Origin of the sequence: Streptomyces sp. NPDC126497 (assembly GCF_040302425.1) — a bacterium.
Lineage (GTDB): Bacteria > Actinomycetota > Actinomycetes > Streptomycetales > Streptomycetaceae > Streptomyces.
In genome coordinates this window covers 25,040-35,427 of record NZ_JBEORT010000071.1, presented here as the reverse complement: position 1 = coordinate 35,427, position 10,388 = coordinate 25,040, and the positions used below count along the sequence as shown (strand labels likewise).

Sequence of the window (10,388 nt, the reverse complement as noted above, 5' to 3'; positions counted from 1 at the left end):
CGACCGGCACCTGGACGGACATCAGCCCGGTGGCGGAGGCCGACACCTACTACGGCTTCAGCGGCCTGACCGTGGACCGGCAGAACCCGTGGGCGCCGGGCGCCGCGAGGGCGCCGGCGACGACGAGTGCCACGCCGGTCGCGAGCGCGATCCGTGCGGGGCGGGTGAGGTTCCTGCGGTGTGGGGAAGGCGCGGCCATGGCGGGCGTCCTGTCGTCGAACCGGTCGGTTTGCCGTTCAGTACGACCGGCCGGAACGCCCGTTGGTTGCCCGGGCGTTCACCACGACCTCACCCCCCGTCACCGCAGTGGCTAGAACGGTTCGAAGTCGTCGTACTCCCGCTCCGACTCGTCCCGCTCGGCCTGCTTGTCGCGGCGCCGCTGGGCGGCCGGGCGGGGCGCCTCGAGGCGGTGGTCCTCGCCGCGCCGGCCGAGCATCTCCGCACCGGCGGTGACGGTCGGCTCCCAGTCGAAGACGACCGCGTTGTCCTCCGGGCCGATGGCGACGCCGTCGCCGGACCGGGCGCCGGCCTTCATCAGCTCCGTCTCGACACCGAGGCGGTTGAGCCGGTCGGCGAGGTAGCCGACGGCCTCGTCGTTGTTGAAGTCGGTCTGGCGGACCCAGCGCTCGGGCTTCTCGCCGCGCACGCGGAACAGCGGCTCCCCGTCGACGTCCTCGCGGGTGACGGTGAAGCCGGCGTCGTCCACGGCCTTGGGCCGGATGACGATGCGGGTCGCCTCCTCCTTGGGCCTGGCCGCCCGTGCCTGGCCCACCAGTTCGGCGAGCGCGAACGACAGCTCCCTCAGTCCCGTGTGGGCGACGGCCGACACCTCGAAGACGCGGTAGCCGCGCGCCTCCAGGTCGGGGCGCACCATCTCGGCGAGGTCCTTGCCGTCGGGGACGTCGATCTTGTTGAGGACGACGATGCGGGGGCGGTCGCCGAGACCGCCGTACTGCCGCAGCTCCTCCTCGATGATGTCGAGGTCGGAGAGGGGGTCGCGGTCGGACTCCAGCGTGGCGGTGTCCAGCACGTGCACGAGCACGCTGCACCGCTCGACGTGCCGCAGGAACTCCAGGCCGAGCCCCTTGCCCTGGCTGGCGCCGGGGATGAGGCCGGGCACGTCGGCGATGGTGTAGACGGTCGACCCGGCGGTGACGACGCCGAGGTTCGGGACCAGGGTGGTGAAGGGGTAGTCGGCGATCTTCGGCTTGGCGGCGCTGAGCACGGAGATCAGCGACGACTTGCCGGCGCTCGGGTAACCGACCAGCGCCACGTCGGCGACGGTCTTGAGCTCCAGGACGACGTCCCGCAGGTCCCCCGGCTCGCCGAGCAGCGCGAACCCGGGCGCCTTGCGGCGCGCGGAGGCGAGGGCGGCGTTGCCGAGCCCGCCGCGTCCGCCCTGGGCGGCGACGTACGACGTCCCGTGCCCCACGAGGTCCGCGAGGACGTTCCCCGCCTTGTCCAGGACGACGGTGCCGTCCGGCACGGGGAGGACCAGGTCCTGCCCGTCCTTCCCGGACCGGTTGCCGCCCTCACCGGGCTTGCCGTTGGTGGCCTTGCGGTGCGGGGAGTGGTGGTAGTCGAGGAGGGTCGTCACGGACTGGTCGACGGTGAGGATCACGTCGCCGCCGCGTCCGCCGTTGCCGCCGTCGGGCCCGCCGAGCGGCTTGAACTTCTCACGGTGGACGGAGGCACAGCCGTGGCCTCCGTTACCCGCGGCGACGTGCAGTTCGACGCGGTCCACGAAGGTGGTCATGGGATGTGCCTCCAGTTACTACGGGGTTGTCTCTTGCCCAACACGCGAAAGGCGGACCCGCTTCCCGTGGGGGAAGTGAGGTCCGCCTCGCGAAAGTGTCCGGTCAGGCGACCGGGACGATGTTCACGACCTTGCGGCCACGGTGGGTGCCGAACTGCACCGCACCGGCCTGCAGGGCGAACAGCGTGTCGTCGCCGCCACGGCCGACGCCGGCGCCCGGGTGGAAGTGGGTGCCACGCTGGCGGACCAGGATCTCACCCGCGTTGACGGCCTGACCGCCGAAGCGCTTCACGCCGAGCCGCTGGGCGTTCGAGTCGCGACCGTTCCGGGTGGACGATGCGCCCTTCTTGTGTGCCATGTCTCCTCAGTCCCTTACTTCGCAGCCGCGGGGATCTCAGTGACCTTGATCGCCGTGTACTGCTGGCGGTGGCCCTGACGACGGCGGTAGCCGGTCTTGTTCTTGTAGCGCAGAATGTCGATCTTCTGGCCCTTGTGGTGGTCCACGACCTCGGCCTGGACCTTGATGCCGGCCAGCACCCACGGGTCGCTGGTCACAGCGTCGCCGTCGACGACGAGCAGGGTCGAGAGCTCGACCGTGTCGCCCACCTTGGCGGTGGAAATCTTGTCAACCTCAACGATGTCGCCGACAGCAACCTTGTGCTGGCGACCACCGCTGCGCACGATGGCGTACACGCGGATCTCACTCTCACTCGAAGAACGGCACCCCCGCAGGCCAGCCGCCCGGCCATGAACACGGACGACCTCTCCCGGCCGCCGAAGCACCCGGAAGGAAGAGGTTTACGGGGATGTGGCGGCCCCGATGGACACGCCGACGGTCAAGGTTACGGGGCGTGCATCCGCCGGTCAAACCGGATGACCAGTGACCATGGCTACACACCCCGCGCACGCAGACACCGTCGAAGCCTCCCGGACTGATTCCGGTCCTCAAAAGAGGCCTCGGTCAGGTCTCGAATTGGATCCCAGGGCCTGAGCTCCAGCGTTTCGGTCGGAACCTGCGACACCCGCGCTCTGAGGCTGATGTGCGCCGGAACAGGGTGTATCAGCCAGGCGAGGCCGCAACGCCCCGTGGCGTCGTGACAATACTCCGCTGACGTTGCCGCCACCATTACCGTCAAGCACCCCGGAAGGTTTCACCGAGCGTAACTATTAGTGAAACCTTCCGGGGCAGAAACCACTACGACTCATCCACCTGTTCTTGGAATTCAAAGAGCGAGGGAGCATCAAAGTCACACTCCGCCTCACGCCATGCAGGCTTGGCGGAGATCACGAAACTCTGAATATTTCGCTCGAGTAGATACGTTCCACTGGACCTCAAGCCATTCGGAAGCCTTTCGGTGACACGAAATGCCTCCTCTGGCCCAGCTTCCGCAACTACCAGACCGGGATATGAGGACCGGATGGACATGAATTCGACATGCCCGAAATAGACCTCAACTCGAGTCAGCGTCCGAGCGATTCGATCGGGGTTGCTACGCAGGATAAGCTGCCGATGTGAGGCACTGAAGCTCCATACATTGAACTTCCTGCCCGACTCAAACAACACCTTCACCCTATTCCCGCACCCTTCCTCAGAGCGGCGAAGTCCGGCATGTGCATCGTCGCCGGCAGGCCATTCCAGTACCAGTTGATCGAGTCCCAGCTTCGATTACCGAGCATCACGTTTCTGCCAATGACGCTCATCTCCCACGCTGTCCCATAGCCTGATTTTGTTGCCATGCTCAGTCCGCCTTGAACTCCACGGATGTAAGCGTTCGCGAAGGCTTCGGCAGGGGTTGCTCCAGGGAGACCATCAAGCGTGACGGTGAGCCTGGTGCCGGGGTTTCCCACGGCTTCTTGAACACCATTCATCCAACCCGGGAGACCATTCTCCGCAACGTCTCCATAATTTCCGTCGTTAAAGGTATGGGCTGCCGAGTCTCCAGCCGCACGGCGAGAATCAGCCAGAGCATCCGAATGCTCACCGACACCCAGCACAACGCTGTCACCACAGTTGTGGACGAGGACCGGGGTGGCGCCTGCCAGCACATAATACGTGTGGATGCCCTCGACCGTCAGGTCGTGTGTACGCTGGCGCTTCTCGAAATGACGGTTGGCTTCGACCTCGACCGTGTCGCCCGACGGCGTGTGCAGCGTCATGCCGGGCTCGAGATCGCCGGCCTTGATCCAGGCCTGCTCCGACGTCACCCAGAACGGGTGGGTGGTCGTGGCGACCAGAGCCTGGGACTTGCCCGAGGCGGTCTTCACCGTGAGGTCGGAGAAGGATTTGTCGTCCTCGGTGACGATGGTGCCCGCGACCTCGCGGACCTTCTTCTCGCCGGTCTTCGTGTCGGTGGTGACGACCTTGTCGCCCAGCTCCACCTTCTCGATCGGCTTGGTCTTGCCGCTGGCGAGCAGGACCTTCGTGCCGGGAAGGAAGCTGTGGCACTCGGGCTTTTTCCTCTTGAGTGCGGCTATCGCCTTCTCTCTGGCGTCCGCCAGTTCGTCCCTGGCCTTCGCCAGCTCGCCCATGGCCTTGCCCAGGGCCTTGTTCGCCTTGTGGAGGGCCTTCACGCCGCCGATCAGGTCTCCGACCAGGCCGGTCACCCGTTTGACGAGCTTGGCGGCCTGCGCCCATTCCCACCGCGCCCCGTACTTGGCGAGGATCTTGCCCGCCAGGCCGCCCGCGAAGCTGCCGGCGATGTTGAGCAGGGTCTCGCCGCAGGCTCCGACGTCGCCGCTGGAGATGCAGTCCAGGGCCGCGTCGACGCCGAGGATGTCGCGGGCGATCTTGACAAGGGCCTTGCCCGCCGTCTTGATGCGCTGCTTGGCCTGCGCCTGCTGCGTCTTCGCCGCCTCCACGTTCTGGGCTGCCCCGTCGGCTTTCGCCTGAGCCTTGGCTACAGGGCTCCTCTCGTGGTAGCTGGTGCCGCCGCAGATGCCGTTGGCGGAGCGTGTGGTGGCGCAGGGCTCCAGGCCGCTGGGGTCGGAGAGGGTGACCGGGGAGTTGTCGGCGTAGGCGTAGCCGTTGATCTGGTGCGGCCGGGTGTAGTCGATGACCGGGTCGACCGAGATGAACTTGCCGAGCTGTGGGTCGTACTCGCGCGCTCCCAGGTGCGTGAGCCCCGTCTGTGCGTCGATGGTGCCGCCGACGTAGCCCTTCTCCCCCGGCCAGGTGCCCGTCTTCTCCCCGCGGTCCACGCCGTAGGGGTCGAAGCGGCGCTGGCTGATCGCGCCGGTCGCGGCGTCGATCGCCACCTCGCCCGTGCCGTGGTGGTCCGAGGCGACGAAGGACACCTTGTCCGCGGTGCGGACCGCGACCGACTGGCCGGCGTACTCGTAGTAGCGGGTCGCCGACTTCTTCGTGCCGTCGGCCGACAGCTTCAGCTCCGTGCCGGGCAGGTAGACGGTCGTCCCCGAGGAGTCCTTGCGCACGACCCGCTTGCCGGAGCCGTCGTACAGGTAGCTGCTCTTCGAGCCGTTCGCCTCGGTGGCCTCGCCCAGCTTGCCCTCGTCGGTCCAGGCCAGGGTCTGGGCGTCGCCGCCGATGGTGCGCTTGGTGGTGTTGCCCGAGTCGTCGTACTCGTACGTCGACTGCCGGTCCCCGGTCGGGGTCTTCTCCACCACCTTGGTGACCTGGTGCGGGCCGTCGCCCAGCGCGCCCGCGGCGCCGTACTCGTAGCCGCGGGTGATGTTCTTCGCCGCGTCGAGCCCGGTGTCGTGGACCGTCTCCGAGACCCGGTTGCCGATGGCGTCGGTCTCGTAGGACTTCCAGTACGGTGCCGGACCGCCCAGCGCGCTCGAACCGGCCGCGGAGTCACAGGCCGCCGGGCCGCTGCCGTCCACCGGGGTGGTGGAGCCGCGCGTGCCCGCGCCGGCCGCGGTCGCCGCGGTGGCCCTCGGGGTCCAGGCGTCCTTCAGCCGCTGCCGGCTGTCGTAGGCGAAGCACTGCATGTCCGGCGCGGCGGAGTTCGCGGTGTCCGCGATGGACAGGACGTTGCCGGCCTGGTCGTAGGAGTACCGCGAGTCCTTCGCCGGGGCGGTCGCGCCGTAGACGTCGACCACCGAGCGGGTGAGCCGGTCGGTTCCCTTCTCGTAGCTGTAGGTCTGCCAGACCTTCTTGCCGCTGCCGGTGGACAGCTCCAGCTGCTGCAGCAGGCTCTTGCCCGAGTAGACCGTGTCGGTGACGTACGGGGTGGCGCCCTTCATCGTCGTCGGGCGCTGCAGGCTGTCGTACGTGTAGTTCAGCACCTCCTCCGGCAGGTCGCCGATGGCCGGCAGGCCGGTACTCCGGAGGGTTCCGTCCTGGTTGTAGGTGGAGGTGAAGGCGTAGGTGCCGGCCAGGTCGCCCTGTGAGGCGGGGATCTGGTAGGCGGTCTTCAACGGGCGGTAGAAGTTGTCCATCGACTGGACGGCCGTGGCGAAGTACTCGGTCGACGACGTGTAGCTGAGGAAGGCGTAGGGCTGGCCCAGCCAGTCCGCCTTGTCGTACCGGGTCTCGGTGAGCTTGGTGCCCGTGGTGGCGTCGCCCCGCCAGGTGGTCAGGACGCGGCCGAGGCTGTCGTAGACCGTGGAGGTCTTCTTGTTCCGGCCGTCGTACGTGGCGACCGGGCGGTCCAGCGCGTCGTACTCCGTGCGCGAGGTGCCCGCGTCCGGGTCGACCGACTTGGTCTTGCGGCCCAGCTGGTCGTACTCGTGCCGCCACACGTTGCCCTTGGCGTCCGTGACGGTCTCGAGCCGGCCCGCCACGGTGTACGTGTACTTGGTGGAGTCGTACGGGACGCCCGCGGCCGGGGAGGCGCCGCGGTAGTGGCGGATCTCGGAGACGTTGCCCTGGCCGTCGGTGACCGTCGTCGTGGGCACGCCGCCGACCGGCGGGTCGACGTGGGTCAGCTCGCCCTCGTACGAGGTCGTGGTGCGCCACTGCTCGGCACCGCCGACCGCGTGGATCTGCGCGGTGGGCCGGCCCAGGCCGTCGTACCACGTCAGGCTCTGCTGACCGACCTGGCCGTCCACGACGGTCAGCAGCTCGCCCGAGGGCGCGCCCGCCGCGTTGTAGGTGGCGTTGATCTTCTTGACGTTGCCCGTGCCGTCGTACCAGGCGTCGGCGACCATGCGGGTGCCGTCCAGGCCCTCGGTCTGGATCTGGCGCGGCCTGAGGAAGGCGTCGTAGAGCTGGTACTCGCTGCCGTAGGAACCGTCGTTCTCGATCTTCTCGGTCCTGATCGAGGTGACCTTGTCCTTGCGGACGTTGTACGAGTACTTGATGCTCGGCGCCCTGCTGGACGGCTGGTCCGCCAGCCACACCGACGTCAGGCGGCCCATCGCGTCGTACGCGAGGTCGGTCCGCTTGCCGTTGGGGTCGGTCTGTCCCTTGGACATGCCCCAGGCGGGCTCGTAGTCGGTGGTGGTGACGTGATCGGCGGCGTTGGTGACGACCGTCTTCGTCAGCAGACCGTTGGTCTCGCTGTACTTGGTCTTCGTCTCGTTCTGTCCGGCGTCCTTCTGGGAGAGCGGACGGCCGAAGGCGTCGTAGGTCGTCGTACCGGTGACCTGGTACGTCGCCGTGGTGCCGCTGTGCGACGTCATCCGCTCGGTCTTCGTCGCGTCACCCGTGGTGGGGGGCGCGCCGAAGGCTCCGTTGTCGTAGGAGGTGCGCTCGTCGGCCAGGACCTGCGTCCTGCGGTCGGGGGTGGCGGAGCACCTCACCGACACGGACTCGCTGCGCGCGGGCAGCGACAGGATGTTCTTCGCCGTGTTGTCCGCGTAGGTGGTGCGGGTGCAGGTGTCGTCCTTGGCGGTGGAGACGTCGCCCTGGTCGTCGACCGTCAGTGTCCGGCCGGTGCCGTTCGACGTGTCGTACGTGGTGGTGGACTTGGTCTCCCGCCAGGTCCCGTCCGCCTTCAGGTTGAAGCCGCGGCCGGTCTGGGTGCGCACGATCGCCGCGCGGGTGGTGCCCCAGCTCTTGGTCTGGGTGGCGGTGTAGTGCTTCCAGGGTGTGCTGATCGTCTTGGAGACCAGCTTGCCGCCGTCGTAGGTGGCCGCCTCCAGCTCGTGGCCGGTGAACTCCTCGGCGTCGGTGTACTCGGCACCGGTGGAGTCCTCGACCTTCACCGACCGGGTTCCTCCGGCCGGGTCCTTGTCGCCGTCCATGCCCTGCAGGAAGGTGTGGTCGACCCGTGTGGTCTGCTTGTCCGCGGTGCCGCTGGTGACGGTGACCCTGCCGTAGCCCTGCCAGCCGCCCCAGGTGAGGTACTTCTCGTCGGTGATGCCGTCCGGCTTGGCCTTGCGCCAGGCCGCGTCGCCCTGGTAGGCGTAGCGGGTGACCATGCCGTCGCTGCCACCGGTGCGGTCGGTCTCGATGACCGCGGAGACGACGTACTTGTGGAACCAGTCGGTGATCGGGTCCAGGTAGCCCGGCGGAGCCCACTTCACCGGGTAGCAGCGCTTGGTCGACTCGCCCGGCTTGGGCAGCGCCGCCTTGGTGCAGTCGGCGGGCGCGTAGTTGACGTCGAGCTGGGCTCCGGTCTCGCTGAGGACCATCGACAGGCGGAAGCGGTGGAACGGCGCGATGTTGTCGCCGATCGCGTCGACGCGGTTGGCGAGCTGCTCGCCGAAGAGGTCCACGGACGGCAGCTTCACCGCGGTGGTGCCGGCGCGACCCTCGTGTTCGATCTTCGACAGCCACAGGGTCTTGGAGTCGTCGCCGTTGTCCGTGAACAGGTGGGTCAGGATCCAGGCGTCGACGTCCTGGTGGGACGTGGCGTCCTTGCGCATCTGCGTGACGACCGAGGCCAGCCGCTTGGTGGTGAAGAACGTCTGCACCGGGGAGGTGCACTTGGTGTTCGCCTTGCACTCCTGGTCGACCGGGACGTCCGGCCAGTGGGCGGCGTTGGCCTTGGTGCGCTTGCTCTCCGCACAGTCGAAGGCGTCGGTGCGCAGGCAGCGTTCGGCGGTGTCGAACACGATCCGGGCCGGGGCCTTCGCCGCGTAGACCTGGCCGTCGCGCTGGCCGTAGTCGATACGCTCGAGCCAGCCGCCGCGGTGGTACGCGGTGCCGTTGACGTCCGTCTTGCCGTTCAGCGCGTAGTGGTTGGTCTCGCGCTCGTAGTAGTAGGACATCACGTTGCCGTGGGTGTCCTTGACGTAGTCCAGGCTCCAGCGCCAGGCCTGCTCGCAGTGGGCGGCGGAGAAGGTGGCGTTGTAGCAGGGCTCACCGGAGTCGTCGCCGAAGACGGGGGCCGTCCAGACCGACTCGGTCTCCTCGTTGCCCGTGGCCCAGCCCGGCAGGCGGTTGAGGCCGAAGTAGTACTCCGTGCCGTCCGAGGTGGTGATCCGCCAGTGCTCGCCCTTGTCGTTGCTGCCGCCCCCGTCGCCGTTGACGGCGCCGGTCAACCGCTCGACCTTGCTGCCCTCGTCGGACGACATGTGCCACTTGCCGGTGGTGTCGTCCTTGACCAGCTCGCCGGAGGAGCCGTTGAGCATGACCGTGGCGTTCTCGAACGCCCAGCACTGCTCGCCGGAGCCGGCGTGGCCGTCCTCGGAGCAGGGCTTGTAGCGGCGCTCGATGTAACCGGGGTCGTAGGAGAAGCCCTCACCGATCCACGAGCCCTGGTTGTTGGTGGCCGAGGTGCGGCCGTCCGCCGACTGGGAGGAGTAGCCGAGGCCGACGGTCGGGGTCAGGCCGCCCGGGGTCGGAACGGAGCGGAAGGGATAGTTCCAGGTGAACGCGCCGGAGGAGGCGGCGACGCTCCAGCTCGCGGACGGCGCCAGCGCAGTCGCCTTGTAGGTTCCCTGCGCGCCCGACGGCCCCGCCGCGACCGCGACCAGGGAAGTCGCATCGGCGGCCATCGTGGAGGCGCCCCCCGCGGGGGCGGGGGCGGCCGTGACGTCGGCGGAGACCGTGCCCTTGCGCACGTCGTTCACCGTGGGCAGCACCTTGGGCTGCTCGGGGCAGGCCTTGCTGCCCGGCACGGCGACGGTGGCGCAGGCGGGAATTTGGACCAGCTGCAGGCGGGAGGCGTAGGAGCCGCCGAAGCCCTCGGCGAACTCCGAGTAGTCCACAGTCAGGCGGACCTTCGCGGCCGCCTCGCCCTCGCCGTCGGCACGCTCGACTCCCAGCAGGACGCCCGCGCCGAGCCGCGCGGCGCGCGCGGGGTCGAGGACGTCCACGCGGACCTTGTCGGCCTGCCGCGCCGACTGCGCGGCCTTCGCCTTGCTCCGGACCGCGGTCTTCGCCTCACCGACCTTGACCGGCAGTCCGCCGACCTCGGTCGGGCCGGACGCGCCGACGGTCACCTCGACGCCGCCCGGCCGGGGCCACGTCGCCTTGTCGAGGCCCTTGACCGCGGCCTCGCGGGCCGGGTCGGAGGGGCGGAGCTTCGCTTTCGCCGAGGTTCCCTTGGCGGGATCCCCGTCGTCCTGGACCCCGGGGCGGCTGGTGCGGCTCCGGTTCCCGTCGTCGAGCGCCACTGCCTGGACCGTCGAGGCGGACATCACGAGCGAGAGCCCGAGCACTGTCGCGGCGACCACCGGTCTGGGCATGCGGCGGCTCAGTGAGCGGCCACGGAAGAACATCCGTCTACTTCCTGATCGTAGGGGGTGGGAGAAGAGGAGGGCAGGCAGGAGGGGCGTG

5 protein-coding genes are annotated in these 10,388 nt (G+C 68.6%); all 5 read right to left on the bottom strand.

Features of this window, described 5'->3' with window-relative positions:
* Positions 1-49: 49 nt before the first annotated feature.
* On the bottom strand, positions 50-199 hold the full coding sequence (locus ABTY20_RS25305) for a hypothetical protein (RefSeq protein ID WP_351999339.1): 150 nt from the start codon (positions 197-199) through the stop codon (positions 50-52).
* 111 nt (positions 200-310) lie between these two features.
* Positions 311-1,756: a GTPase ObgE gene (gene obgE, locus ABTY20_RS25300; protein ID WP_351999338.1), complete on the bottom strand. Its 1,446-nt coding sequence runs from the start codon at positions 1,754-1,756 to the stop codon at positions 311-313.
* A gap of 103 nt (positions 1,757-1,859) precedes the next feature.
* Positions 1,860-2,114, bottom strand: coding sequence for a 50S ribosomal protein L27 (gene rpmA, locus ABTY20_RS25295; RefSeq protein WP_003976205.1), 255 nt, complete (start codon positions 2,112-2,114; stop codon positions 1,860-1,862).
* A gap of 14 nt (positions 2,115-2,128) precedes the next feature.
* Entirely contained in the window at positions 2,129-2,449 is a 321-nt protein-coding gene (rplU, locus tag ABTY20_RS25290; protein ID WP_004931419.1) for a 50S ribosomal protein L21, read from the bottom strand.
* Positions 2,450-3,322: 873 nt separating this feature from the next.
* Positions 3,323-10,297: a polymorphic toxin-type HINT domain-containing protein gene (locus ABTY20_RS25285; protein WP_351999337.1), complete on the bottom strand. Its 6,975-nt coding sequence runs from the start codon at positions 10,295-10,297 to the stop codon at positions 3,323-3,325.
* Positions 10,298-10,388 lie beyond the last annotated feature (91 nt).